Genomic DNA, 26350 nt, shown 5'->3' with positions numbered 1-26350 from the left:
GTCTTCACCATGTGGACCAGCATTCTCATCGCCATCGGTGCGCTCGTCGTCCTGTCCCTGATCTTTGGCGGCCTGCTGGGCTTTGCCGCCGAGCGTTTCAAGGTCGAGGGTAATCCCATCGTCGACCAGATCGACGCCTTGCTGCCCCAGACCCAGTGCGGCCAGTGTGGCTTCCCGGGCTGCCGACCCTACGCCGAATCCATTGCCAACGGCGACGCCATCAACAAGTGCCCGCCGGGCGGCGAAGCCACCATCCACGCGCTGGCCGACTTACTGGATGTGGAGCCGGAACCGCTGGATGCCGAGCACGGCGTGGACCAGGGCAAGCGCGTTGCCATCATTCGGGAAGACGAGTGCATCGGCTGCACCAAGTGCATCCAGGCGTGTCCGGTGGACGCGATCCTCGGCGCCGCCAAGCACATGCATACGGTCATCGAGAGCGAGTGCACCGGTTGCGACCTGTGCGTCGAGCCCTGTCCGGTGGATTGCATTGACATGGTCCCCGTAGCCACGACGATCCGAACCTGGAGTTGGGATCGCCCCGATCTGAGCCGGGCGAAGGATCGTGTCATTGCCAGCGACCGGGCCGAGGTGACGTCCTGATGCGCAAGATCTGGGATTTCCCCGGCGGCATCCACCCGCCCGAGAACAAGCATCAGTCCACGACGGCTCCGATTCGGACACTGCCACTGCCGGAAGCGCTTTATATTCCGTTGCAGCAGCACATTGGTGCGCCGTCCCAGACGCTGGTCAATACCGGTGACCGGGTCCTGAAAGGTCAGATGCTGGCCGAACCCCAGGGTCGGGTCAGCGTGGCCGTGCATGCGCCGACTTCCGGCACGATTGAGGGTATCGTCCCACACCCGGTGCCCCACCCATCCGGCATGACCGACTGGTGCGTCGTCCTGCAACCGGACGGCGAAGAGCAATGGGCCGACCTCGAACCGCTGGAGGACTATCACAGCGAAGCCGCCCCCGCCCTGTTGGAGAGGATTCGTCGCGCGGGCATCGCCGGGATGGGCGGCGCAGGCTTCCCCACCGAGATCAAGCTGCATCCACCCCGGGACGACAAGGTCCGCACACTGATCCTCAACGGCGCGGAATGTGAGCCCTACATCACCGCCGACGACATGCTGATGCGCACCCGTGCGACCGACATCGTGCGCGGGCTGGAAATCATGGCGTTTATTTTGGAGCCCGAAGAGTGTGTCATCGGCATTGAGGACAACAAGCCGGAAGCCATCGAAGCGCTGAAGCAGGCCGTAACCGGCACGCGCATCGATATCGCCGTCGTTCCAACCAAGTACCCATCAGGCGGCGAGAAACAGCTGATTCAACTGCTCACCGGGCTGGAAGTCCCCCACGGCGGCATTCCCGCAGATGTCGGCGTGATGTGCCAGAACGTAGGCACGGCCGCGGCCGTCTATCGGGCCGTGCGCTTTGGCGAACCGCTCATCTCCCGCATCACGACACTCACCGGCGAAGGGCTGGCGAGCAAAGGCAACGTGGAAGCCCTGATCGGCACGCCCATCCGGTTCCTGCTGGAACAGAGCGGCTTCAGCGAGGCGAACACCCAGCGCCTGATCATGGGCGGCCCGATGATGGGTTTCACACTCGATGATCCGGACGTTCCAGTCATCAAGACCACCAACTGCATCATCGCCGGTTCTCCCGAGGAGTTCCCGGCACCACCGCCGGCGCAACCCTGTATCCGTTGCGGCATGTGCGCTGAAGCCTGCCCCATGGAGCTACTCCCACAGCAGCTGTTCTGGTTTGCCCAGTCGCAGGAATTCGAAAAAGCCGAACAGCACAACCTGTTCGACTGCATCGAATGCGGCGCCTGTTCCTACGTCTGCCCCAGCACCATCCCGCTGGTGCAGTTCTACCGCTACGCCAAGGGCGAACTCCGCCAGCAGCGGGATTATCAGATCAAGTCCGACCGGGCCCGAGAGCGCTTCGAAGCCCGTCAGGCGCGACTGGAGCGGGAGCAGGCCGAGAAGGAAGCCAAGCGCAAGGCGCGGGCCGAGGCCGCCGCCAAAGCCCAGGCGGAAAAACGTGAACAAGCCGCCGAAAAGCCGAAGAAGACCGCCAGCGCCGCCGTGGAAGCCGCCCTGGCCCGCAAGGGAATGGCCGCCAGGACCGAGGCCGCTGCGACGCCAGAGGCACCCGATATCGCGACCCTGGAAGCCAACCTGACCAAGGCTCAGGCCAAACTCCGAAATATGCAGGGGCTTCTCAAGGACGCGCGCGACCAGGGTGGCGACACCGAAAAACTGGAACGGGCAGTCGCCAAGAACGAAGAGCGCGTGGCAGCCGCACAAGCCGCTCTGGATGACGCCAAGGCGCCGGCACCCGCGACAGAGGCGCCGGAATCGCCAACGCCAGACCTGGAAACGCTGCAAGCCAACCTGGACAAAGCCACGGCCAAGCTGGACACCATGCGCAACCTGCTGGCTGAGGCCCGCGCCGAAGGCGGCGACAACGTCGAGAAGCTGGAACGCGCCGTAGCCAAAAACGAGCAACGCGTGCAGGCCGCTCAGGATGCCCTGAATGCCGCTCGTCCTGCTCCTTCCGCTCCGAAGACCGACATCCCGGAACTGGAAGCGGCCCTGGACAAGGCACGCGCCAAACTGGACACCATGCAGGGCATGCTGCAGGAAGCCCGCGACGCCAACGGCGACAATGTGGACAAGCTGGAACGCGCCGTGGCCAAGAATCAGGACCGGGTCGCCCGAGCCGAGCAGGCGCTGGCCGAAGCCCGCAATACAGCGGACACCGAGTCCTGACGGAGACCGAGACACCACCATGGCTTTTCTGAGACTTTCTTCCCCCCACGCCCACGGTCCGCAGCGAACGTCCCGGGTCATGCTCTGGGTGATCCTGGCGACACTGCCGGGCCTGCTGGCCCAGACCCTGTGTTTTGGCTGGGGCAACCTGGTGAATACGGTGTTCTGTGTCGCCGTCGCCCTGCTGACCGAAGGCGTGATCCTGATGCTGCGAAAGCGGCCGGTGGCCTTCTTCCTGAAAGACAACACGGCCGCCGTCACCGGGCTTCTGCTCGGCCTGTCGCTGCCGCCTTTTGCGCCCTGGTGGGTGTGCCTCGTCGCTGTGGTCGTGGCCATCCTGCTGGCCAAGCAACTGTATGGCGGTCTGGGTTCCAACCCGTTCAATCCGGCCATGGTGGGCTACGCCCTGGTGCTGGTGTCGTTTCCGGTTGCCATGACCACGAACTGGGCCAGCCCCACCGGCCTGAGTGCCGACACACCGGGACTGCTCCACACCATCGCCCTGAATTTCACCGGCGCTGAGCCCGTAGACGGCTACACCATGGCCACGCCGCTGGACGTCTACAAGCACGACATCAAGACGCAGCTGTCCGACCAGGTCCTGCAGAATCCGGCGTTCGGGAACTTCGTCTCCAAGGGCTGGGAGTGGGTCAACTTCGGCTTCCTGGCCGGTGGTCTGCTCCTGATCGCGCTGCGACTGATCACCTGGCACATTCCGGTCAGCATGCTGGCCGCGCTATCGGTCATGAGCCTGGCGTTTGGCTGGGATCCGGACCAGTACGCGCCGCTCACGATTCACCTGCTGTCAGGCGCGACCATGCTGGGCGCTTTCTTCATCGCGACGGATCCGGTGACCGCCGCCACCAGCCGTAAGGGTAAGCTGGTCTATGGCGCCGGCATCGGCATCCTGCTCTACATCATCCGAAGCTGGGGCAGCTATCCGGACGCGGTCGCGTTTGCAGTGTTGCTGATGAATTTTGCCGTACCGTTCATCGACTACTATACGCAACCACGCACCTACGGCCACCAGAAAGCCCGTCGCGTCAAAGCCGACTAATCGCAACAGGACCTGTCATGGCAGCACTAGGACAATCCATCACTCGCAACGCCATCGGACTGGCCCTGTTCGCGGTGATTACAGCGGGCACCATCGCGGTGACGCACGCCTTCACGTCTGACCGTATACAAGACCAGATCCGCGAGGCCGAAGCCGGCGCACTGCTGCAGATTATTCCGGAAGACCAGCACACCAACGACCTGCTGGCGGCCACACAGCCGGTCGGTCCCGACGAGCAACTGGGCCTGAGCGAGACGCTGTCGGTGCATATCGCCCGCAAGAACGGCAAAGTGACAGGTGTTATCCTGCCTGCGGTGACTCACAATGGTTATTCCGGTGACATCCACCTGCTGGTGGGGATTGGTGCCGATGGCCGCATTCTTGGCGTTCGTGTGACGCAGCATCATGAAACGCCCGGTCTGGGCGACAAGGTCGAGACCAAGAAGACCAGCTGGGTCTACAGTTTCAACGGCAAGTCACTGGAAAACACGTCCAGAAGTGAATGGGCCGTGGCCAAGGACGGCGGCCAGTTCGATCAGTTTACCGGCGCGACGATTACCCCACGCGCTGTCGTCGACGCCGTTCACAACGCCCTGCTTTATTTCCAGGCCCATCGTGACACCCTGCTCGCCCCGACTGCGGGCATGAGCGCAACCCACGGAGACCAAGGCTGATATGGCCACCAAGACGCCCCGAGAAATCATCAAGGATGGCCTGTGGACCAATAACCCGGCGCTGGTGCAGGTGCTTGGGCTTTGTCCGCTGCTGGCCGTCACCGGCACCGTCGTGAATGGGATTGGCCTGGGCCTGGCCACGCTGCTGGTGCTGGTCGGCTCGAACCTGTCGGTCTCGCTGATTCGTAACTTCGTCTCGGATTCGGTCCGCCTGCCAGCCTTCGTCATGATCATCGCGTCATTCGTGACCTGCGCCGAGCTGTTGATGCAGGCCTATACCTACCAACTCTATGAGATTCTGGGCATCTTCATTCCGCTGATCGTCACCAACTGCGCCATACTGGGCCGAGCGGATGCCTTTGCCTCCCGCAATCCCGTGCTGCTGTCGGTATTGGACGGTGTCATGATGGGGACCGGCTTCCTCGCCGTGCTGATTGTCCTGGGAGGGATCCGCGAGCTGATCGGTCAGGGCACGCTGTTTTCCAACATGGACCTGATCTTTGGCGCGAGTGCCAGCAGCTGGAAAATCCAGGTTTTTGACGACTACGCGAATGTGCTGTTCATGATCCTGCCACCCGGCGCGTTTGTCGGACTCGGCTTCCTGATCGCGCTGAAGAACAGCATTGATGGCCAGATTCGCAAACGTCAGGCCGCCCGTGAAACCCAGCCAGTCACCGCCGGCAGCAAACGGGTTCGCGTCACCGGTCACGTCTCCTGAGGTTTTGATGAACAAGGAAAAACGGACACAGATCTTTGAGCGGCTCAAGGCCGCCAATCCCAATCCCACCACGGAACTGGTCTACAGCAACCCATTTGAGCTCCTGATTGCGGTGATCCTGTCGGCCCAGGCCACGGATGTCGGCGTCAACAAGGCGACCGCCAAACTGTTCCCGGTCGCCAATACCCCCGAAGCCATCCTGGCGCTGGGCGTGGACGGTCTCAAGGAATACATCAAGACGATTGGGCTGTTTAACAGCAAGGCAGAAAACGTCATCAAGACCTGTCGGGCACTGGTGGAGCAACATAACAGCGTGGTCCCGGAAACCCGGGAAGCGCTCGAGGCCTTGCCCGGCGTCGGTCGCAAGACGGCGAACGTGGTTCTCAACACAGCTTTCGGACAGCCCACCATGGCTGTCGACACCCATATTTTCCGGGTATCCAACCGGACCGGCATTGCCCCCGGGAAAAACGTGCTGGAAGTGGAGAAACGGCTGGTGCGACTGGTTCCCAAGCCTTATCGGCAGGATGCACACCACTGGCTGATCCTGCACGGGCGGTATACCTGCACGGCGCGCAAGCCGAAGTGCGGGAGTTGCATCATTGAGGATCTTTGCGAGTTTAAAGAGAAGCGGGATTATCTGGACTGAGTCGTATTCGGGGCGCCGGACGGCGCCTCAGAAGCTGACGCATCTGCTACGCACTCCAGTTGGCCTCAAATGTCGTACCGTAGATTGGACTGGCGCAGGAAGCCCAACAAGCCAGGTTTGCGGCCCATCTCATCCAATACAATGGTCGCCAGGCCGGTTTTTGAGAACCCGGGCTCCAAGCCCATCCGCGATAACGGGAACGTCCGGTGCCCGCTTATTGTTGGGCTTCCTGCGTCAGCCCAACCTACGCCCTCGAGTGGGCCTCAAATGTAGCCGATGCATCAGCTTCGGAGCAGCCTGCAAGGCTGCCGACTGGCATGACCGATTCTTCTGAACCCATCCTCCGACGAGTCTATAAAGAAAAGGGAGCCACCCAGGGCTCCCTTTTTTACACAACCCGGATGATGCCGAGCTTACTCCGCTTTCCCCAGCATCGCTTCCTTCAGGTCTTCCTGGGCCGGCTCGTCGGACAGCCAGATGCCGAACAGTGCCTTCTTGAATTCGAGGCCCGGAATGGTGTCTTTCTTGGTGCCGTTCTTGAACACCTGGACGCCTTCATTGGGCACATACACCAGATCAAAGACATCGCCTTCCTTGATCTCTTCCTTGAAGACGCCCATGAACTGGTCGATTTCCTGCTTCACCGGCGCCATATCGCCATGGGTGGAGGCCTCAAAGCCTTCCATGGTGGCTTCGGTCATGCGATCACTGGTGATCATGCCGGAAATGATATCCAGCCGGATCGCCTGGGGCTGATCCGCATCGATGATCGCTTTGGGATTGGACTGCTTCTGGGGCACAAACAGGCTGCCAACATACAGATCCAGGAACCACTTGGATCGAACCCCGGCGCCATTGAGCACCAGGTCAGAACTGTCGGCCTTCATCTGTTCCGGCACATCGACACCTTCCAGGGTCAACGCAGACGCCGGTCCTACCAGGGCAAGAGTGAGCAGCAGTGCTGAGGTAACCTTTTTCATCATCATGTCCCTAAACGTTTGATTGTTATTTATTTTATAACTTTAGTCCTTCCAGACCAATTGCATTTTAGCAATGCCGAAAATTACTCACCGATGCCTGGTTCTCATTTGCCGAAGCCGCATGTTGCGGCCATCAGCACCGGGCGCATGACGCCGATCAGCCAATAAAAAACCGGTGGCCCCTCTCGGGATCACCGGTTTTTGTGTGCCATTCTGAAGAATCGTTTATTTAAACAGCATGGCGCAGGACAAGCCTTCCTTCTCCAGGATCTCCCGCAGACGACGCAGCGCTTCGACCTGGATCTGGCGAACCCGCTCGCGGGTCAGTCCGATCTCCTGCCCGACTTCCTCAAGCGTACTGGTCTGGTAACCGCGCAGCCCGAATCGACGGGAAAGCACTTCCTGCTGCTTGTCGCTGAGCTGGTCCAGCCAGCGCTCGATGCAGCCCTGCATGTTGGTGTCCTGCAGCAAGTCAGCCGGATCGGTCGCGCCTTCATCAGCCACGGTATCCAGCAGCGATTTTTCGCCGCTGCTGCCGATCGGAGTGTCCACGGAGGTGACCCGCTCGTTCAGGCCCAGCATGCGTTTCACATCGTTGACCGGCTTGTCGACCATCTGCGCGATTTCTTCCGCAGACGGTTCGTGATCCAGCTTTTGGGTCAGCTCACGCGCTGCGCGCAAGTACAGGTTCAGTTCCTTGACCACGTGAATCGGCAGGCGAATCGTGCGCGTCTGATTCATGATGGCACGCTCGATGGTCTGGCGAATCCACCAGGTCGCGTAGGTGGAGAAACGGAAACCGCGTTCCGGGTCGAATTTCTCAACGGCGCGGATCAGGCCGAGATTCCCCTCCTCGATCAAATCGAGCAGAGTCAGGCCCCGGTTCACATAGCGCCGTGCAATTTTCACCACCAGACGCAGGTTGCTTTCGATCATCCGTTTGCGTCCGGCTTCCTGTCCCTTACGGGCCAACCGTGCGAAGTAGACTTCTTCTTCCGGTGTGAGGAGTGGTGAGAAACCGATTTCGTTGAGATAGAGCTGGGTAGCGTCCAGCTGTTTCTGGCTGGTGTAGTAGCGGCCTGAAGCCTTGGAGAGATCGGATGAGTCCGTTAAGGGCGCATCATCCTGTTCCTGGTTGCTGGAGTCGACTGTCAGAGTCTCTTCTTCCGGATCCTCGACATCTGCCACACGATCAACAATGAGTTCATCACGCTCTGCTGACATAGTTCTTGCCCCGCCTTTTAACCCCATTCTTATCACCTGCCGGAATTCTTGTTGTTCGACAAGTGCCTGCTGTTCTTTTCAACTGCTTATGACACGTTTACTTTTCAGCGATGTGACATGTGTTTTTCAGCAGTCGGGGCGGTTCCGTCTACCTCGGTGGCAAATAATGCATCGGATCCACCGGGTTGCCGTTTTTTCTTATCTCAAAATGCAGCTTCGTCGCATTGGCGCCGCTGCTGCCCATTTCGGCAATGAGCTGGCCCGCCCTGACGTTTTCTCCCTCCTGCACCAATATCTTCCGGTTGTGAGCGTATGCGCTCAGGTAGTGCTCATTATGATTGATGATGATCAGGTTACCGTAACCCAACAACCCGCTGCCCGCATAGACCACGCTACCTCTGGCGGCTGCCCTGACCGGATCACCCGGTTTGCCGGAAATATCAACACCCTTATTGACTTTTCCCGACGTTGAGTATCCTGCAATTACGGGGCCAACATTGGGCCAACGCCACTGGATGTCAGAGACCACCTGAGTCTGCTCCTGCAGGGATTTATCCGCTTGCGGTGCCCTCTGAATCCGGGGTTTGGGAGCGGACGTGGGCGTCTGGCGGGGTGCTGGCCGACTGGCCTTTCGGGATGTGGAAGTGGAAGCCGATGACGACGCCACGGACTGCCCTGAAGGCACGTGGCCTCTCAGATCCAGGCGGATGACCTGCCCCGGTTTGATGGTGTAAGGCGGTTTGATGCCATTGGCGTTGCCCAGCTCGCGATAGTCACGCCCATATCGCCAGGCAATGCTGTATAGGGTCTCGCCGGACCGGACGACGTGCTGGCCCCAGTAAACTGGCGGGTTGTATCGGTCGTCCTGATAGATGTCGGCGGTATTGCAGCCCGAGAGCAAAAACAGGACAAGCAAACCGGCGCCCAGGCCCCGGAAGGACAGACGGCGGTAGCACTTCGCCAGGAGAGAAACCGCCGGTTTCTGGTCCCGAAACCCTGTACGACCATCTAAGCTCACGGAAATAACAGCTTCTTTTTTATTTCAAATTTGTATGAAAAATAGTGCAGTCCCTGAAGAATGCAATATAAGTCACTAATTCATTGCATATTTTTTAAACAAATTAAAGTTACTTAATCTAAATAGGTGTTCCGATCGGTAACACGAAAAGTAACAAGTTCACATATTTGCTGTGACAGTGAGCACTGATATTCCGTGACCTGTCCCGGTTCACGACGCGGCCGCGCGTGCCTGACGCATGCGGCCAAACCATTCCAGACCGAGCACAACCACCACCCCGAGTATAGCCAGCCCGATCGCAGCCATCAGCGCGGACGATTCACCCGTCACGCTGGCATAGGTTCCGGGTAACAGGTTGATCTCTTCCAGCGGTACGCGTTCGCCATGGCTGTTGATACGCCAACTGATGGCTTCCTTCCAGGGCCAGACTTTGCTGAGTGCCCCCAGCATAAACCCGGTCAGCAAGGCGAGCATCCCGTCCCGATAGCGTCGGAATGCCCACGACAGAACCTGTGCGATCGACAACAGCCCGACAACACAACCTGTCACAAACAGTCCGAGACGGTCCAGTTGCCATTCGTTAACAGCCGTCAGGATCGGTCCGTACATGCCAATCATCAGGAGAATGAAGCTGCCGGAGATGCCGGGCAGGATCATTGCGCAGATGGCCAGGGCACCGGACCCGAACAGCGTCCAGTAGGTCACCGGCGTTTCGCCCGGTGACATCTGGGTGACGAACCAGGCGGCGATTGCGCCGATAAACAGCAGCAGAGCCTGCCCGATCCCCCAGCGGCCGATTTCACGACCCACGTGCCAGGCGGACGCCAGGATCAGGCCGAAAAAGAAGCTCCAGAGGAAGACCGGATAATGGGAGAGCGCAAAGCGGATCGCCCCTGAGAGGGTAATGATGCTGGCGATGATGCCACCAAACAGCAGCACCAGGAAGGTGCCGTCCATCCTTGACCAGAAGGCGCCGACACGGCCCCGGAGCAACTCTCCGGTCAGGGCGCGCGGAAAGGCGCCGATGGCGTTCAGCAGGCGCTCGTAGATACCCGTGATAAAGGCAATCGTGCCGCCGGAGACGCCGGGCACCACATCGGCCGCGCCCATGGCAATGCCCCGCAGCAGAATGGCAAGCAGGTGTTGGCGTTCCACAGGTGTTTGCGATTCATGAGTCATCGAACCACCCCGTTCAACAGCGGCACGAACCGGACCGGTTCCAACTCAGTGATCTCGTAATCGTCGCCGCGGCGAATAACCTTGGTCAGCACCTGGGTCGTTTCGCCGATGGGAGCCACCATCACCCCGCCTTCGGCTAACTGGGGCAGCAAGTCCTCCGGCATGGACGCCGGAGCCGCCGTGACGAGAATACCGTCGAAGGGCGCGTTCTCTGGCCACCCCATCACATCGCCGGCCAGACGCAGGCTGGTGTTACGCAGGTGGAGCGTTCGCATCCGTTCCCTCGCCTTATTGAGTAGCGGATTAATGCGCTCAACACTGAAGACCTCATCCACCAACTGTGCAAGCACGGCCGTCTGGTATCCCGAACCGGTTCCCAGTTCCAGTACCCGTGACGGATTGTGCTCCATCAGCACTTCCGTCATACGAGCCACGATATAAGGTTGGGACAGGGTCTGCTGATAGCCTATGGGTAACGCCGTGTCCTCATAGGCCCGGTGGGAAAGCGCTTCATCCAGGAAAATATGCCGCGGAATTTCCGCCAGTGCTGTCAGCACCCGCTCATCCTGAATGCCCGACTCGCGCAGGCGCTGGATCAGTCTCATTCGGGTCCGGCGAGATGTCATGCCGATCCCCTGCAGTTCAGCCACCATCAATCCTCCGCCTCCAGCCACTGGCTGAGGGAATCCAGGGCCTCGTGACGGGTCATGTCGACCTGGATCGGCGTAATCGAAACGTAATTGTGGCGAACGGCGTAAAAGTCAGTGCCCGGACCGGCGTCGTCACCGGCCCCGGCTGCACCGATCCAGTAACGCTTCTTGCCCCGCGGGCAGGTCATCGGAATCGCCGGCTCGCCCCGCCCCCGGTGCCCCAGACGCGTTACCTGGAATCCGGCCAGTTCCTCCCAGGGAACATCCGGCACGTTGACATTCAACAGACAGCGCGGCCCCAACGCCAGTGTGGCTTCTTTTTCCACCAGCGTTCGCACGGCGCGCGCGGCCGTCTCGTAATGGAAATGGCCGTCATTGACCAGGGAAACGGCAATGGCTGGCAACCCCAATGAACGCCCTTCCGTGGCGGCGGCGACCGTACCGGAATAAATCACGTCGTCGCCCAGGTTGGCGTGGGTATTGATGCCGGAAATGACACGGTCGAACGGATGATCGAACAGCCCGTTCACGGCCAGGTTGACGCAGTCGGTCGGGGTGCCGTCCACAGACAGGAAGCCCTGGGGATGGGTTTCGACCGTCAACGGACGATTCAGTGTCAGGGAATTACTCGCCCCGCTGTGGTCGCGATCGGGCGCCACCACACTGAGATCGCCGAGTCCCCGGAGCCCCTCGTAAAGGACTTTCAGCCCCGGAGAATGAACACCGTCATCATTCGCCAGCAAAATCCGCACATCCGTCTCCGTTTCAATTGGCGCCTGCCCTTACCCTTCGCAGGCAAATTGCAGGTCGTCACGAGCCTATGAACATCAACCCACTATGATGCCGGGTTTCCATTCCCCTCGCCAGCCACAACGTCGAGAATTTCAGCCACCAATGCCGTTGCGAAACCACCGGACGCCAACTGGAAATCCAGCTGAAGGCAGCCGGGTTCGGGCCAGCACCAAGCCAGTCCGGAGATCGGCAGCCTTAGCGAGCGGCGCTCGGGCTTCATCCGGGTGCTGGCGAAAACGCCGGCCATCTCCGGGTGGCGACCCACGACATCACGCTCGATCCGTTCCAGGTCACCGCCAGCGCGGGTACCGCCATCGCCCCAGAGAGGACCCGTGGGCTCTGCGGACCAGGGGTCGCCCTCTATTATCTCGCGCCAGTCGTCTCGCTCCACCCGTTCTGCCAGAACTTCGTTAAACAACCATGACCGGGCCGCCGAGAAGGCCATCCCGGCCTTGAAGTTGCGCCCGCGGCGCGGGCGGTCGCCCTGGGCCACCGCCTGGGCCAGATTATTACCGTCCCGCCCGAAGCGCTGCGGTCCGAAATAGTTGGGAATGCCGGAGTCCCGCAGCGTCGCCAGTCGCTCTTCAAGCGCTTCCGGGTCTGCCGTCACGTCACGCAGGGTCAGGCAGAACCGATTGCCCGAATGGTCGCCCCGCCGCAGTTTGCGCTTGTGACGGGCCTCCTCCAGCACCGTCCAGCGCTGACCGATCGCATCAATCAACGCCGCATCATCCGGCTTGCCCGGCCGATACAGGCTGAACCACTGACGGGTCACCGCATGCCGATCCTTGAGGCCACAAAACCCCACATCAAACGAACGAATACCGGCCATGCCGGCGAGCTGGCGCGCCACAAATTCGGTATTGTCACCGCGTTTCTCGAGGAAAAGGCACAAATGCTCGCCGTCCCCGGAAAAGGGCGTGTCCATCACTTCAACGACCTGAAAATCTTCCGGCTGCGATCGCATCACGGCGGTACCCAGCCTTGAGCCCGAGGTGGTCGGCCAGTCCAGACGCCAGCGGCTCATCGGACCTCATCCAGCAGCAGGCAGATGGCCTGGCAGGCAATCCCTTCTTCCCGACCGGTAAAGCCGAGCTTTTCCGTGGTCGTGGCTTTGACACTGACCGCATTGACGGGCAACGCCAGATCGGCCGCAATGCACTCGCGCATCTGCGCAATATGAGGCGCCATCTTCGGTTTCTGGGCAATGACGGTGCTGTCGATGTTGGCAACGCGGAATCCGGCATCCTTTACCGCCTGATAAACCGCACGCAGCAGCTCGCGGCTGTCGGCACCGCGCCACTGGGCGTCGGTGTCCGGAAAGAAATGCCCAATGTCGCCCAGTGCGGCCGCGCCCAGCAATGCGTCGGCCACTGCGTGCAGCAGGACGTCGCCGTCGGAATGCGCCCGGATGCCCTGACTGTGCGGGATTCGGACGCCGCCGATCATGACATGGTCGCCCTCGCAGAAGGCATGGACGTCGTAGCCCTGTCCAATTCGCATCATTCAGTGTTCCAGTTGATCCAGTATCCAGCCCGCCAGCGGAAGATCCTCGGGCAGGGTTATCTTGATGTTATCGGTCCGACCGCGGACCAGCTTCGGCGCGTACCCCATGGCCTCCAGGGCGGACGCCTCGTCCGTCACCGCAACCCCGCGGTCCCGGGCCTGTTCCAGCGCGGTGCGCAACAATCCATAGCGAGACTGCTGCGGCGTGAAGGCGCGCCATAGGGCACTTCGGTCAACCGTTTCGGTGACCGCGTCGACATCAGGCGCCTGTCGTTTGATGGTATCGGAGACCGGTGCAGCCAGCAGCCCGCCACTCTCCCCGTCACCCAGGGCGGACATCAGCCGCCGGATATCCTCGGTCGCCACACAGGGGCGCGCCACGTCGTGAACGAGTACCCAGTCGTCATCGGAGAGTCGATCAGCCAGCGCGTTCAGTCCGGCCAGAACCGAGTCGGATCGGTCGTTGCCACCGGTACAGGTAAAAACACGAGGGTCCGATGCACTGTCGCTGCCGGCGAACCACCGGTCTTCGGGGTGCAGGGGAACCATGGCACCGGCGAACAGGCCGGTGTCCAGCAGACGGGACAGGGTGATATCCAGAATATAGCGTTGTCTGAGTCGCAGATACTGCTTCGGGCGGTCGGCCTGCATGCGCTGCCCGATGCCCGCGGCAGGAACCACAAGCCAGTATTGCCGTTGCGTCATGGAACTATCCGAAGGGGCCCGGGTACCGATCAGGGATCGACCACCAGAAAGAAGGTTTCATCTTCGCGAATCAGGCCGAGATTCATGCGCGCGCGCTCTTCGATCGCGCCCTTGCCGCTGCGCAGGTTGCGCACTTCGGCATAGAGTCGTTCGTTGCGATCCGCCAGCGTGCCATTCTCGGCTTTCTGGGCTTCAATCTTCTGCTGCAGCTGCCAGACTTGCGCAAAACTGCCCTCGCCGATCCACAGGCGCGCCTGCAGAAGGACGATGAATACAGCCATGACAGCCCACAACACTTTCATGAACAAACCCTGATAGAGACAAAAACAGCGCACAATCAGCGCGCTGCATTATGAACTTCCACCGAAGTCTAGCCTAAAAATCAGCCAAGCGCGATTACGGAACCACGCAAAAATAAAGATGCATGGCCTAACCTGGCCTGATCTGACAAAAAGGCCCAGGTTTTACACCTGAGCCTTCCTGTGCAGCACGCCCGGTAACCGGTCTGGCCGGGCGCTGTGCCGCCAGCTTACGCCTGGCCTTTGATTTCCTTCAGCCCCCGGTAAGGTGCTTTTCCAGCCAGCTCTTCCTCGATACGCAGCAGCTGGTTGTACTTGGCCACACGGTCAGAACGACACAGAGAGCCGGTCTTGATCTGGCCTGCGCAGGTGGCCACGGCCAGGTCGGCAATCGTGGTGTCTTCGGTTTCACCGGACCGGTGCGAGATCACCGCTGTGTAGCCGGCGTCCTGCGCCATCTTGATGGCGTCCAGGGTTTCGCTGAGGCTGCCGATCTGATTGAACTTGATCAGGATGGAGTTGGCAATGGACTTGTCGATGCCCTGTTTCAGAATCTTGGTGTTGGTCACGAAAAGATCGTCACCGACCAGTTGTACCCGGTCACCCACTTTTTCGGTCAGGGTGGCCCAGCCGTCCCAGTCACTCTCGTCCATACCGTCTTCAATGGACACAATCGGATAGCTGTCGCACAGGCCAGCCAGGTAGTCGGCAAAGCCGGCAGCATCGTATTTTTTGCCTTCGCCCGCCAGGTCGTATTGACCATCGCGATAGAATTCAGAGGACGCACAGTCCAGCGCCAGGGTCACGTCCTTGCCCAGCTCGTAGCCGGCCTTTTCCACCGCTTCCTTGATGACCGCCAGAGCGCCTTCGTTGGACGGCAGGTTCGGGGCGAAGCCACCTTCGTCGCCGACGGCGGTGTTCAGGCCCTTGGCCTGCAGCACCTTCTTCAGGTTGTGGAAGATTTCGGCACCGATACGCAGGGCTTCGGCAAAGCTGGACGCCGCCACTGGCTGGATCATGAATTCCTGGATGTCGACGTTGTTGTCGGCATGCTCGCCGCCGTTGAGGATGTTCATCATCGGGACCGGCATGGAGTATTGACCCGCGGTGCCGTTGATGTCGGCGATGTGCGCGTACAGCGGAATCTTGCGCTCGGCCGCAATAGCCTTGGCTGCCGCCAGGGAGACCGCCAGGATGGCATTGGCGCCCAGGTTGGCTTTGTTTTCGGTGCCGTCCAGATCGATCATGACCTTGTCCAGACCACGCTGGTCCGCTGCGTCGAAACCTTTCAGGGCGTCACGGATGCGGGTGTTGACCGCGCCAACGGCCTTGGTGACACCCTTGCCCATGTAACGGGACGCGTCCTTGTCGCGCAGCTCCAGGGCCTCGCGGGAACCGGTGGAGGCGCCCGACGGCGCGCAGGCGCGGCCAATGGTGCCGGACTCGAGGATCACGTCCGCTTCTACCGTGGGGTTGCCCCTTGAATCAAGGATTTCGCGCGCTTTGATATCCGCGATCTTGGTCATGCTTTTTGTCTCCAGAATTTAGGTTTGTCGGAATTGGAAAATTCAGGATTGGGAATGATCAGGCCGTATCCAGGGGCTCGAAGCCCTTGACCAGGTCGTCAATGGCCTTGACCTGCTTGAGGAACGGCTCCAGCTGCTTCAGGCGCAGCGCACAGGGACCGTCACATTTGGCGTTATCCGGGTCCGGATGGGCCTCCAGGAACAGACCGGCTAGCCCCTGGGACATGCCGGCACGGGCCAGATCGGCCACCTGGGCCCGACGACCGCCAGCGGAGTCGGACCGTCCGCCCGGCATCTGCAAGGCGTGGGTCACGTCGAAGAACACCGGGTACTGGAAGTCTTTCATGATGCCGAAGCCCAACATGTCGACCACCAGATTGTTGTAGCCGAAGCTGGTGCCCCGCTCGCACAGGATGATGCGGTCGTTGCCCGCTTCCCGGCACTTATTGATGATGTGCTTCATCTCCTGGGGCGCCAGGAACTGGGCTTTCTTGATATTGATCACCGCGCCGGTGCGGGCCATGGACTCGACCAGGTCCGTCTGGCGGCTCAGGAACGCCGGCAGCTGGATAATATCGCAGACCTCGGCCGCAGGCTGGGCCTGCCAGGGCTCATGGACGTCGGAAATGATCGGCACGCCAAAGCGGTCCTTGATGTCCTTGAGGATTTCCATCCCGGCATCGAGGCCCGGGCCCCGGAACGAGTGGATGGACGATCGGTTGGCCTTGTCGAAAGACGCCTTGAACACGTAGGGGATGCCCAGCCGGCGGGTGACGTCGACATAGGCTTCGGCCACTTCCATGGCCAGGTCACGGGACTCGAGGACGTTCATCCCGCCAAACAGCACGAACGGCCGATCGTTAGCGATGGACAGATCCGCGACCGTGATGGTTTTCTGAGACATGTCGGACTCAATGCTCCTGCGATAGAAACAACGACGCCGGCCATAATGGGGGGCCGGCGCAGCGTTTAGCTCGTTTTCTTGCGATTCAGGGCCGCTTCAACGAAGCCCTTGAACAGAGGATGCCCATCACGCGGCGTTGACGTGAACTCCGGGTGGAACTGGCAGGCCACGAACCAGGGATGGTCCGCCACCTCGACAACCTCGACCAGACGGCCGTCGGTGGAATGACCGGAGATGCGCAGGCCGGCATTTTCCAGCTGCGGCAGGAAGTGGTTGTTCACCTCATAGCGGTGACGATGACGCTCGCGAATCACCTTGCGGCCATAACACTGGGCAATGGTGGAATCGTCGCCCAGCACACAGTCCTGCGCGCCCAGGCGCATGGTGCCGCCCAGGTCGGAAGCGGCATCGCGCTGCTCGGTCTCACCGGTGGAATCGAGCCACTCGGTGATCAGGCCTACCACCGGCGTGGTGGTCTGGGGACGGAATTCGGTACTGTGGGCGTCGGTCAGACCGGCCACGTTGCGCGCGTATTCGATGACCGCCACCTGCATGCCCAGACAGATGCCCAGGTATGGCACCTTGTTCTCACGAGCGTAGCGAACCGTCTCGATCTTGCCTTCCACACCGCGCTCACCGAACCCACCGGGCACCAGGATGGCATCGGCCGAGGCCAGCGCACCGGTACCGTCACGCTCGATGTCTTCGGAGTCGATGTAGTTGATGTTCACCTTGGTACGCGTCTTGATGCCCGCGTGCAGCAGGGACTCGATCAACGACTTGTAGGCGTCCAGCAGCTCCATGTACTTGCCGACCATGGCGATGGTCACTTCGTGCTCCGGGTTCAGCTGGGCATCGACGACCGCATCCCACTCGGACAGGTTCGCCGTACCGGCATCGCTTTCCAGGCCGAAGCGCTCGATGATCAGCTCGTCCAGGCCATGCTCATGCAGCATGCGGGGAATCTGATAGATGGATTTCGCGTCCTGCAGCGGAATGACCGCACGCTCTTCCACGTTGGTGAACAGGGCAATCTTGCGGCGGGAGCTGAGGTCCACCTCATGCTCGGAACGGCACAGCAGGATGTCCGGCTGCAGACCGATCGAACGCATTTCTTTCACGGAATGCTGGGTCGGTTTGGTTTTCACCTCGCCGGCCGTGGCGATGTAGGGCACCAGGGTCAGATGCATGAAGAGTGCACGACGCGGGCCGACTTCCACTTTCAATTGACGGGTGGCCTCGAGGAACGGCAGGGATTCGATGTCACCCACGGTACCGCCGATTTCGATCAGGGCCACGTCGGCTCCGGCCGCACCTTCCACAACGCGGCGCTTGATTTCGTCAGTGATGTGGGGGATGACCTGAACGGTGCCGCCCAGATAGTCGCCACGGCGCTCCTTGCGGATCACCTCTTCGTAGACGCGACCGGTGGTGAAGTTGTTGCGACGACTCATCGGCGTGCGGATGAACCGCTCGTAGTGACCGAGGTCGAGATCGGTCTCGGCACCGTCTTCGGTTACGAAGACTTCACCATGCTGGAAGGGGCTCATGGTGCCGGGATCGACGTTGATGTAAGGGTCCAGCTTGAGAATAGTGACCTTTAAGCCGCGTGCCTCAAGAATGGCCGCAAGGGAAGCGGAAGCGATCCCTTTGCCCAATGAGGACACGACACCGCCGGTGACGAAAATATAACGCGTCATGCAGTTTCCGTGTGATTTATCTGGTTCGGTGAAGGGGGGAGATTGTCATCTCAAGATGGGACGCCAGAATACCAGAAGGCCCCCTCTTACTCAACGACAATCCCGCTCCCAGACAATCCGCCATGACGCGACGCCAGTGGCTTCGATCAGTATAGGGGAAACCCACAAGTCACCCACAGCCACCAGTTCATCGTCCTGCCAGATCAGTGGGATACGGTCCCGTTCCCAGGGTGGTACGCCCTGCTCCTGCAGCCATTTTTTTAGCGGCCGACTGGGACCACCCGACAGGAGCCGCAAGCGCTCGCCTCCCTGGCGCGCCGTTACGGTCAGCGTCAGACCTTGCCCTCCGCCGATGGCTTTCACCGCACCGCCAGCCCAGGGCAACACCTCGTCGGTGACCCAGGTCACGTTCGACGACGGCGCCACGCCGCGATCGCGCAGGCAGTAGAGCTTCCCCTGGTAGCGGCGAACGCAGTACCCGGCGCCACGCAACTCCGGCTCCCGGTCCGGACCGGCAGACAGCAGATCCGCCATCGCCTGTTCGAGTCGGGCTGAGGAAGGCGGTTCGTACCCGCAATCAATCAACCACCAGCGTAGCAGATTTTTCCGCTCTGACAGATCCAGCGCCGTCAGCCCGGCAACCGACAACCGTTGCCGATCATCTTCAATGTCCCGCCGCTGCAACGCCGCCAGACGAGCCGTGAGCTGGCGGGCTTCGTCACATTGCCGGGCGGCGCGACCGATGCTGCCGATCACCCCGGGCCAACGATGGTTCAGCGGGCCCAGTACCTGGTGGCGGAGATAGTTACGGTCGTAGCCGGTATCTTCGTTGGTGGGATCATCAAACCACTGCAACGCCCATTGGCGGGCAAGCGCTTCAATCTCGCTTCGCGGCATCCCCAACAACGGTCGACAGAGACGCCCTGCCCCTAACGGGCGGGATTGCGGCATACCGGCCAGCCCGCGCACGCCGGCCCCTCGCACCAGCCGAAAAAGCACGGTTTCCGCCTGATCATCCGCGTGGTGCGCCATCAGCAAGCAGTCGCCCGGTCCCAGATGCTGCTCAAAGGCCCGGTAGCGCGCCTTGCGGGCTTCGTTCTCGAGGCTTTCGCCTGCATCGACGTCGACGCTCACCTGGGTCAGCGGGATGCCTAACAGATCGCAGGCCAGGCGACTCTGGTCGGCCATATCGCGGGCGGCCGCCTGCAGCTGATGGTTGATATGAAGCGCACTGACGAAGCCTTCGGCTCGATCGGCAAACCACGCGGCTGCCACGTTCAGGAGGAAAACGGAGTCCAGGCCGCCGCTGAGCGCGACAACCATGCGGGGAGCATCAGGGAGGGCGGACATGGCCTGCTGCAGTGCGACAGGCCATGTCGAAGGATCGAGCCGATTACCGGCCTGTGTCATAGGCAGTCAGGCGCTCGTAGCGCTGATTGACCAGATCGTCGGTTTCCAGCGCGCCCAATTCGGCCAGGCCGGACTTGAGCTGGGCCTTGAGCGCCTTCGCCATGTCTTCCGGCGAGCGATGGGCGCCGCCGAGCGGTTCGGGAATCACCACATCGGCCAGGTTAAGCTCTTTCAGGCGATTGGCCGTGACGCCCATGGCTTCCGCCGCCTGGGCGGCATACTCGGCGCTCTTCCAGAGGATCGACGCGCAACCTTCCGGAGAAATCACCGAGTAGGTGGAATACTGAAGCATGTACAGGCGGTCGCAGACACCGATGGCCAGTGCGCCGCCGGAACCGCCCTCACCGATCACCGTGGCGATCACCGGGGTTTTCAGGCGCGACATCACCGCCAGGTTGTAGGCGATGGCTTCACTCTGGCCGCGCTCCTCGGCACCGATACCCGGGTAGGCGCCCGGCGTATCGATAAAGGTGAGGATCGGCATGCGGAAGCGCTCGGCCATTTCCATCAGGCGCAGGGCCTTCCGGTAGCCTTCCGGCCGCGGCATCCCGAAATTGCGACGGACCTTGTCTTTGACCTCACGCCCCTTCTGATGACCGATCACCATCACCGGCTGCCCGTCGAGACGAGCGGTGCCGCCCACGATGGACAGGTCATCGGCGTACTTACGGTCGCCGTGGAGTTCGTCGAAATCGTCGAACACCATCTCGATGTAATCGAGCGTATAAGGCCGCCGGGGATGACGCGCCAGTCGCGCGATGTCCCAGGGGGCCAGGCTGGAGAATATATTCTCGGTCAGGCTGACGCTCTTGTTCTTGAGGCGACTGATCTCGTCGGTGATGTTCAGTTCGCTGTCGTTACCAACCAGGCGCAGCTCTTCAATCTTGGCTTCCAGGTCGGCGATAGGCTGTTCGAAATCCAGGTAATTGGGATTCATGATCTTCCGTCGTCGTTGGCTCTCGTGTCCCGCCTACACCGGTATCGGGACACCCATTCCAGTGTCATGTAGGGAACCTAACAGGCCCGGATGCCTAGAAAAAGCGGACATTGGTATAACCCGGCTCGGCCTGAACCCACTTGCGCTATACACCTTCGTCGTAGACCAGACACATCAGTCGTAAACCAGTTCCACGGCCTGATCGCCGACAAGATGTCGCAAGTTTAGCAGTAAATCGTCATTGGGCTGGACCCGCCAGGTCTCACCCAGTTGAATCCGGGTCCGCGCCTCGTCGCTCTGGTAGTTGATCCAGACCGGGCAGCCGGTGCCCTCACGGCCCCGATGCGGCTGCAGCGTGCGGTCCAGCTTGTCGAGCAACCCGTTACCCAGCTGCTCGGACGACAGCGACATTTGCAGGCCGCGACTGTAGCGCTGGCGCGCCGTGGCCACGTCCATGACATCGCTGACCCGCATTTTCAGGGAGCCGGAGTAGTCGTCATGGCTGACCGTCCCGTCCACGACCACAACCTCATCGGACTGCAACAGGTCCCGGTTGTCGTTGAAGGTCTCGGAAAACAGCGTCGCCTCAATGCGGGCGGAGCGATCGTCCAGGGTAACAAAGGCCATGGTCTGGCCGCGCTTGTTCTTCATGGTGCGCATGGCCACCACCAGGCCCGCCACCCGTTGCGGCGCCTTGGCCGGCTTGAGATCGGCGATGGACTGGCGGGCAAACCGGCGCACTTCACGCTCGTACTCATCGAACGGGTGGCCGGTCAGATAGAGGCCCAGCGTGTCTTTCTCGCCCTTGAGGCGCTCCTTCTCCGGCCACTCGCGCACCTTGCGCACTTCCTCGAACGGATCACTGTCGGTGCCGTCCAGGGTTTCGCCGAACATGTCCACCATGCCCACGGATTCGTTGCGGGACTGCTGGCCGGCCTGCTGCACCGCTTTCTCGATACTGGCCATCATCTGCGCCCGGCCCGGACCCAGCTTGTCCATGGCCCCGGCCCGGATCAGTGCTTCGATAGCCCGTTTGTTCACCCGTTTGAGATCAACGCGCTTGCAGAAATCGAACATGTCCTTGAACGCACCGCCTTCCCGGCGCGCCTCGACAATGCTCTGGATCGGTCCTTCACCCAGCCCCTTGATGGCGCCCAGACCGTAGACCACCTGGCCGTCGTCGTTCACCGTGAAGGTGTACTCCGAGGTGCTGACATCCGGCAGGACCAGGTCCAGCTTCAGATTGCGACACTCTTCGACCAGCGTCACCACCTTGTCGGTATTCTGCATATCGGCGGTCAGAACCGCCGCCATGAACTCGGCGGTGTAGTGCGCCTTCAGCCACAGGGTCTGGTAGGACACGAACGCGTAGGCGGCCGAGTGGGATTTGTTGAAGCCGTAGCCGGCGAATTTCTCTACCAGGTCGAAGATGTTCTCGGCCAGCGTCTTCTCGATGCCGTTTTTCTCGCAGCCTTCGAGGAAGAACTGCTTCTGCTTGGCCATTTCCTCAGGTTTTTTCTTACCCATGGCCCGGCGCAGCATGTCCGCGTTACCCAGCGTATAGCCAGCCATCACCTGGGCGATCTGCATGACCTGTTCCTGGTACAGGATAACCCCGTAAGTAGGCTCCAGGACCGGCTTCAGCCCCTCATATTGATAGTCCGGGTGCGGGAACGACATCGGCTGGCGACCGTGCTTCCGGTCGATGAAGTCGTCCACCATGCCGGACTGCAGCGGCCCCGGACGGAACAGGGCCACCAGGGCGATCATGTCTTCCAGGCAGTCCGGCTGCAGGCGGCGAATCAGGTCTTTCATACCGCGGGATTCAAGCTGGAAGACGGCGGTGGTCTCAGCCTTCTTGAGCATGTCGAACGACGGCACGTCATCCAGCGGAATCTTGCCGATGTCCAGCGGCGCCTCGCCCTGCTTCTCCCGTTTGGGATTGATCATCTCCAGGGCCCAGTTGATGATCGTCAGGGTCCGCAGCCCCAGGAAGTCGAACTTGACCAGTCCGGCGTCCTCAACATCGCCCTTGTCGAACTGGGTCACCGGGCTGCCGCCCTCATCGTCACAGTAGAGCGGCGAGAAGTCGGTAATCTTGGTGGGCGCGATGACCACACCCCCGGCGTGCTTACCGGCGTTCCGGCAGACCCCTTCCAGCTTGAGGGCCATTTCCCAGATTTCCTGGGCTTCCTCATCCTGGTTCAGGAAATCCCTGAGCTGTTCTTCCTGCTCAATGGCCTTGTTCAGGGTCATGCCGACCTCGAACGGGATCAGCTTGGACAGCTTGTCCGCCAGCCCGTAGGACTTGCCCTGGACCCGCGCCACGTCGCGCACCACCGCCTTGGCAGCCATGGTACCGAAGGTGATGATCTGGGAGACCGCAGCGCGGCCGTATTTCTCGGCCACGTAATCAATGACCCGGTCACGGCCTTCCATACAGAAGTCGACGTCGAAGTCGGGCATGGAGACCCGTTCCGGGTTCAGGAAGCGCTCGAACAGAAGGTCGTATTCCAGCGGATCCAGGTCGGTAATCTGCTGCGCGTAGGCCACCAGCGACCCGGCACCGGAGCCTCGTCCCGGGCCCACCGGCACGCCGTTGTTCTTGGCCCACTTGATGAAGTCCATAACGATGAGGAAGTAGCCGGGGAACCCCATCTGGATGATGATATCCAGCTCGAAATTGAGGCGCTTGTAGTAGGCGGCGCGCTTCTCGTCGTATTCGGGATCATCCGGCGACAGCGTGCGGGACAAGCGGTCTTCCAGACCTTCTTCCGACACTTTGCGGAAGAAGTCGTCCATCGTCATCCCTTCCGGGATCGGATAGTCCGGCAGGAAGTATTCCCCCATGCGCACCTTGACGCTGCAGCGCCGGGCAATTTCCACGGTGTTCTCGATGGCCTCGGGAATGTCCGAGAACAGCTCGATCATTTCCTCGGGGCTGCGCAGGTACTGCTCGTCGCTGAACCGGCGCTCACGGCGGGGATCATCAAGCGTGCGGCTCTCGCCAATGCAGACCCGGGCCTCGTGCGCCTCAAAGTCTTCCTGGTTGAGGAAGTGGACATCGTTGGTGGCAACCACCGGCAGCTCCAGCTCATCGGCCAGTTCAACGCTCAGGTGCAGGCAGTCTTCGTCGCCCTGACGGCCGGTCCGATGCAATTCCAGGTAGTAGGCGTCCGGGAACAGGCGCTTCCAGTATTCCGCCCGCTCGCGGGCCAGATCCGCCTTACCCGCCAGCAGCGCCCGGCCGACATCGCCCACCTTGGCGCCGGACAGCGCCAGCAGGCCGTCAGCCCGGGATTCAATCCATTCCCGCTTGATGATGGGGACACCGTGGAGTTGGCCGTCGGTGTAGCCCTGGGAGATGATTTCCGTCAGGTGCAGATAACCGGTCTGGTTGCGGGCAAACAGGGTCAGCCGGAAGGGCTTTTCCGGTTCGTCGGGATTCTCCAGCCAGATGTCGGCCCCGATGATCGGCTTGATGCCCGCCCCCATGGCCGCCTTGTAGAAGCGGACCAACGAACACATGTTGGACTGCTCGGTCAGCCCCACCGCCGGCATGTTGAGTTCGGCCACCCGATTGATGAACGGCTTGATGCGGACGATGCCGTCGACCAGCGAATACTCGGAGTGGACGCGCAGATGGACAAAGGTATTGGACATGGGGCGAAAATCTGGCTCTGATTGGGACAACGAATAAAGGGAAATTCTAACAGCGCTGCGACGACAATTCGCGGTTGATTTCCAGGGAAACTTGAAGATTGCCGGAATTTACCCGGACGCCCCCTTGCCCTCGATCAACGCCCTGAGGCCCGCCTCGGACTGAGCGCCAAAGCGCGCTTCCAGCAACTTTCCTTCGGGCGTCACGATAAACGATGCCGGCAGTCCGACGGGCTGTTTCCAGTCCAGTGCCGGTCCCGGGTCTTCCGCCAGCAAGCGGAATTGAATCTGCATCTTGTCCGCCAGCGAGCGCAACGGCTCCCCGGTAATGCCATCAAAATTGACGCCCAGCACCGTCACATTGGGGGATTGATCCAGGTGGTTCAGTTCCGGTATTTCCTCGCGGCACGGCTTGCACCATTCGGCCCAGTAATTCACCACCACCCATTGCCCCCGAAGGCTGGACCAGTCGAGGGTCTGGCCCTGGGCATCCTGAAAACTGGGCCGGTCACAGCCGGACAGTACCAGCAGACTTGCCATTGCCAGAGTGGCCGGGATAAACCGTTGAATGTACTGCAAACGCATCCCTCCTGTTAGACTACCCTGCAGATTCGATCGATCACCGAAATCCGAGGATGCACGATGACAGAAGCCACCCGCATTTTCCATAACCCTCGCTGCTCCAAGTCCCGCCAGACGCTGGCCCTGCTCGAGGAAAAAGGCATCCAGCCGGACGTCGTCCGTTACCTGGACACCCCGCCGAGCGCCAGCGAACTGACCGCTATCCTCAAGCAGCTCGGCAAATCGCCGCGCGAGCTCATGCGCAAGGGCGAGTCGGAATACAAGGAACTGGGCCTGGACGACAGCAGCCTCAGCGACGAGCAGCTGATCGAGGCGATGGTCACGCATCCCAAACTGATCGAGCGCCCGATCGTCCTGCACGGGGGTAAGGCGGCTCTGGGCCGTCCGCCGGAAGCCGTCCTGGATATCCTCTGAGGCCCACCGGATGAGCGAACAGCCGTATATTCTCGTTCTCTATTACAGCCGCGGCGGCCATACGGCCGAAATGGCCCTGCAGGTGGCCCGAGGCGTGGCCCGCGTCAACGGCATCGAGGCACGCGTGCGCACCGTGCCGCCGGTCTCACCGGACACCGAAGCCAGTCTGCCGCCGGTTCCGGACGAAGGCGCCGTCTACTGCACGACGGAAGAACTCAGACACTGCGCCGGTCTGGCGTTGGGCAGCGCGACCCGGTTCGGCAACATGGCCGCGCCACTCAAGCATTTCCTGGACACCACCGGCGACCTTTGGTTGAACGGCGCCCTGGTGGACAAACCGGCCGCGCTCTTCACCTCCACCGGCAGCCTCCACGGCGGCCAGGAAGCGACGCTGCTGTCCATGGCGATTCCACTGATGCACCACGGTATGTTGATCACCGGGGTGCCCTACACGGAACCAGCCTTGTCCCGGACGGATGCGGGCGGCACGCCCTACGGCGCCAGCCACTGGGCCGGCACGGACGATCCCCATGCGATCACGCCGGACGAATCGACCATCTGCCAGACCCTGGGTGAGCGACTGGGTCGCCTCGCCGTTCGGCTGTCACAATAACGAGCTGCCATGCTGCACACAGGACGCGCCCGAAAGACCCGACTGCTGTGCCAGGTGCTGTATGGCATCCTGGTGGCGTTGCTGGTCATCACCACCTTCTTTCCGGCTCCGGATCCGGCCCTTTCCCTGCCACTGGTCCTGACCATCAAGTTGGTCCCCCTGCTCCTGTTCATCCCTTTGGTGGCCCGCGGGGATAACCGGGGCCTGATCTGGCTGAGCTTCGTTCTGATTTTCTACTTCATGCAGTTCGTGGTCAGCGCCTGGCTGACGCAGGGTGCCCTGGCTCCCAGTCTCAACGCGCTGGTCACCCTGCTGCTCTTCGTTTCTGCTATGGTGCATCTGAAAATCAACCGGCCCGAGTAGTTTG

26 protein-coding genes are annotated in these 26350 nt (G+C 61.1%); 9 read left to right on the top strand and 17 right to left on the bottom strand.

The annotated features are described in order from the left end of the window. The first annotated feature begins 9 nt into the window (after nt 1-9). Genes rsxB through nth form a run of 6 tightly spaced genes read left to right on the top strand, consistent with a single transcriptional unit; the run spans nt 10 to nt 5884 of the window. A complete protein-coding gene (gene rsxB, locus EB809_RS14400) occupies nt 10-603 on the top strand; it encodes an electron transport complex subunit RsxB (RefSeq protein WP_123635526.1) in 594 nt (197 codons plus the stop codon). Then, nucleotides 603-2786, top strand: coding sequence for an electron transport complex subunit RsxC (gene rsxC, locus EB809_RS14395; protein WP_123635525.1), 2184 nt, complete (start codon nt 603-605; stop codon nt 2784-2786). The genes rsxB and rsxC overlap by 1 nt, the downstream gene beginning before the upstream one ends. Before the next feature lie 19 nt (nt 2787-2805). Beyond that, a complete protein-coding gene (gene rsxD, locus EB809_RS14390; RefSeq protein ID WP_123635524.1) occupies nt 2806-3843 on the top strand; it encodes an electron transport complex subunit RsxD in 1038 nt (345 codons plus the stop codon). 17 nt (nt 3844-3860) lie between these two features. Continuing rightward, a complete protein-coding gene (gene rsxG / locus EB809_RS14385; protein WP_123635523.1) occupies nt 3861-4517 on the top strand; it encodes an electron transport complex subunit RsxG in 657 nt (218 codons plus the stop codon). A gap of 1 nt (nt 4518) precedes the next feature. After that, the gene (locus EB809_RS14380; protein ID WP_123635522.1) at nt 4519-5235 is read left to right on the top strand and encodes an electron transport complex subunit E; all 717 of its coding nucleotides are present in this window, start codon (nt 4519-4521) and stop codon (nt 5233-5235) included. A gap of 7 nt (nt 5236-5242) precedes the next feature. After that, on the top strand, nt 5243-5884 hold the full coding sequence (nth, locus tag EB809_RS14375) for an endonuclease III (protein WP_123635521.1): 642 nt from the start codon (nt 5243-5245) through the stop codon (nt 5882-5884). Between the two features lie 413 nt (nt 5885-6297). Here nth and EB809_RS14370 read toward each other — a convergent pair whose 3' ends face one another. The 17 genes from EB809_RS14370 to EB809_RS14290 all read right to left on the bottom strand — a co-directional run bounded on the left by EB809_RS14370 (nt 6298) and on the right by EB809_RS14290 (nt 24953). Then, nucleotides 6298-6864: a chalcone isomerase family protein gene (locus EB809_RS14370; protein WP_263316995.1), complete on the bottom strand. Its 567-nt coding sequence runs from the start codon at nt 6862-6864 to the stop codon at nt 6298-6300. 225 nt (nt 6865-7089) lie between these two features. Further along, a complete protein-coding gene (rpoS, locus tag EB809_RS14365) occupies nt 7090-8088 on the bottom strand; it encodes an RNA polymerase sigma factor RpoS (protein WP_123635520.1) in 999 nt (332 codons plus the stop codon). 148 nt (nt 8089-8236) lie between these two features. Then, nucleotides 8237-9031, bottom strand: a complete 795-nt coding sequence (locus tag EB809_RS21185) for a peptidoglycan DD-metalloendopeptidase family protein (protein ID WP_263316996.1) — start codon at nt 9029-9031, stop codon at nt 8237-8239. 285 nt (nt 9032-9316) lie between these two features. After that, entirely contained in the window at nt 9317-10285 is a 969-nt protein-coding gene (locus EB809_RS14355; RefSeq protein ID WP_223807977.1) for a DUF368 domain-containing protein, read from the bottom strand. Next, nucleotides 10282-10938 carry a protein-L-isoaspartate(D-aspartate) O-methyltransferase gene (locus EB809_RS14350; RefSeq protein ID WP_123635519.1) on the bottom strand — a complete coding sequence of 219 codons (657 nt, stop codon included), beginning with the start codon at nt 10936-10938 and terminating at the stop codon, nt 10282-10284. Before EB809_RS14350 ends, EB809_RS14355 begins: the two co-directional genes overlap by 4 nt. Beyond that, nucleotides 10938-11687, bottom strand: coding sequence for a 5'/3'-nucleotidase SurE (gene surE, locus EB809_RS14345; RefSeq protein WP_123635518.1), 750 nt, complete (start codon nt 11685-11687; stop codon nt 10938-10940). Before surE ends, EB809_RS14350 begins: the two co-directional genes overlap by 1 nt. 83 nt (nt 11688-11770) lie before the next feature. Next, nucleotides 11771-12754 carry a tRNA pseudouridine(13) synthase TruD gene (gene truD, locus EB809_RS14340; RefSeq protein WP_123635517.1) on the bottom strand — a complete coding sequence of 328 codons (984 nt, stop codon included), beginning with the start codon at nt 12752-12754 and terminating at the stop codon, nt 11771-11773. Then, nucleotides 12751-13230, bottom strand: a complete 480-nt coding sequence (gene ispF, locus EB809_RS14335) for a 2-C-methyl-D-erythritol 2,4-cyclodiphosphate synthase (RefSeq protein ID WP_123635561.1) — start codon at nt 13228-13230, stop codon at nt 12751-12753. The genes truD and ispF overlap by 4 nt, the downstream gene beginning before the upstream one ends. A 3-nt stretch (nt 13231-13233) precedes the next feature. Then, nucleotides 13234-13938 (bottom strand): 2-C-methyl-D-erythritol 4-phosphate cytidylyltransferase, encoded by a 705-nt coding sequence (ispD, locus tag EB809_RS14330; RefSeq protein ID WP_123635516.1) that lies wholly within the window; start codon nt 13936-13938, stop codon nt 13234-13236. A gap of 29 nt (nt 13939-13967) precedes the next feature. After that, nucleotides 13968-14240, bottom strand: coding sequence for a cell division protein FtsB (ftsB, locus tag EB809_RS14325; RefSeq protein WP_123635515.1), 273 nt, complete (start codon nt 14238-14240; stop codon nt 13968-13970). 227 nt (nt 14241-14467) lie between these two features. Beyond that, entirely contained in the window at nt 14468-15763 is a 1296-nt protein-coding gene (eno, locus tag EB809_RS14320) for a phosphopyruvate hydratase (protein ID WP_123635514.1), read from the bottom strand. 58 nt (nt 15764-15821) lie between these two features. Next, nucleotides 15822-16667, bottom strand: coding sequence for a 3-deoxy-8-phosphooctulonate synthase (gene kdsA / locus EB809_RS14315; RefSeq protein WP_123635513.1), 846 nt, complete (start codon nt 16665-16667; stop codon nt 15822-15824). A 65-nt stretch (nt 16668-16732) separates the two neighbouring features. Beyond that, nucleotides 16733-18367, bottom strand: a complete 1635-nt coding sequence (locus tag EB809_RS14310; RefSeq protein WP_123635512.1) for a CTP synthase — start codon at nt 18365-18367, stop codon at nt 16733-16735. Nucleotides 18368-18457: 90 nt separating this feature from the next. Next, nucleotides 18458-19717: a tRNA lysidine(34) synthetase TilS gene (gene tilS, locus EB809_RS14305; protein WP_190294916.1), complete on the bottom strand. Its 1260-nt coding sequence runs from the start codon at nt 19715-19717 to the stop codon at nt 18458-18460. A 43-nt stretch (nt 19718-19760) separates the two neighbouring features. Further along, entirely contained in the window at nt 19761-20714 is a 954-nt protein-coding gene (gene accA / locus EB809_RS14300; protein WP_123635510.1) for an acetyl-CoA carboxylase carboxyl transferase subunit alpha, read from the bottom strand. 174 nt (nt 20715-20888) lie between these two features. Next, on the bottom strand, nt 20889-24377 hold the full coding sequence (dnaE, locus tag EB809_RS14295; RefSeq protein ID WP_123635509.1) for a DNA polymerase III subunit alpha: 3489 nt from the start codon (nt 24375-24377) through the stop codon (nt 20889-20891). Between the two features lie 108 nt (nt 24378-24485). Continuing rightward, nucleotides 24486-24953 carry a TlpA family protein disulfide reductase gene (locus tag EB809_RS14290; RefSeq protein WP_223807976.1) on the bottom strand — a complete coding sequence of 156 codons (468 nt, stop codon included), beginning with the start codon at nt 24951-24953 and terminating at the stop codon, nt 24486-24488. A 63-nt stretch (nt 24954-25016) separates the two neighbouring features. On the opposite strand from EB809_RS14290, the gene arsC reads away from it, so the two are divergent. The 3 genes from arsC to EB809_RS14275 are packed head-to-tail and all read left to right on the top strand — an operon-like array spanning nt 25017 to nt 26346. After that, nucleotides 25017-25370 carry an arsenate reductase (glutaredoxin) gene (arsC, locus tag EB809_RS14285; protein ID WP_123635507.1) on the top strand — a complete coding sequence of 118 codons (354 nt, stop codon included), beginning with the start codon at nt 25017-25019 and terminating at the stop codon, nt 25368-25370. Between the two features lie 10 nt (nt 25371-25380). After that, on the top strand, nt 25381-25983 hold the full coding sequence (gene wrbA, locus EB809_RS14280) for an NAD(P)H:quinone oxidoreductase (RefSeq protein WP_123635506.1): 603 nt from the start codon (nt 25381-25383) through the stop codon (nt 25981-25983). A 9-nt stretch (nt 25984-25992) separates the two neighbouring features. Beyond that, nucleotides 25993-26346 carry a DUF2069 domain-containing protein gene (locus tag EB809_RS14275; protein ID WP_123635505.1) on the top strand — a complete coding sequence of 118 codons (354 nt, stop codon included), beginning with the start codon at nt 25993-25995 and terminating at the stop codon, nt 26344-26346. The last annotated feature ends 4 nt before the right edge of the window (nt 26347-26350 follow it).

Source organism: Marinobacter sp. R17, assembly GCF_003789045.1.
Classification (GTDB): Bacteria; Pseudomonadota; Gammaproteobacteria; order Pseudomonadales; family Oleiphilaceae; genus Marinobacter_A; species Marinobacter_A mangrovi.
This window is presented reverse-complemented; position numbering and strand designations above follow the sequence as displayed.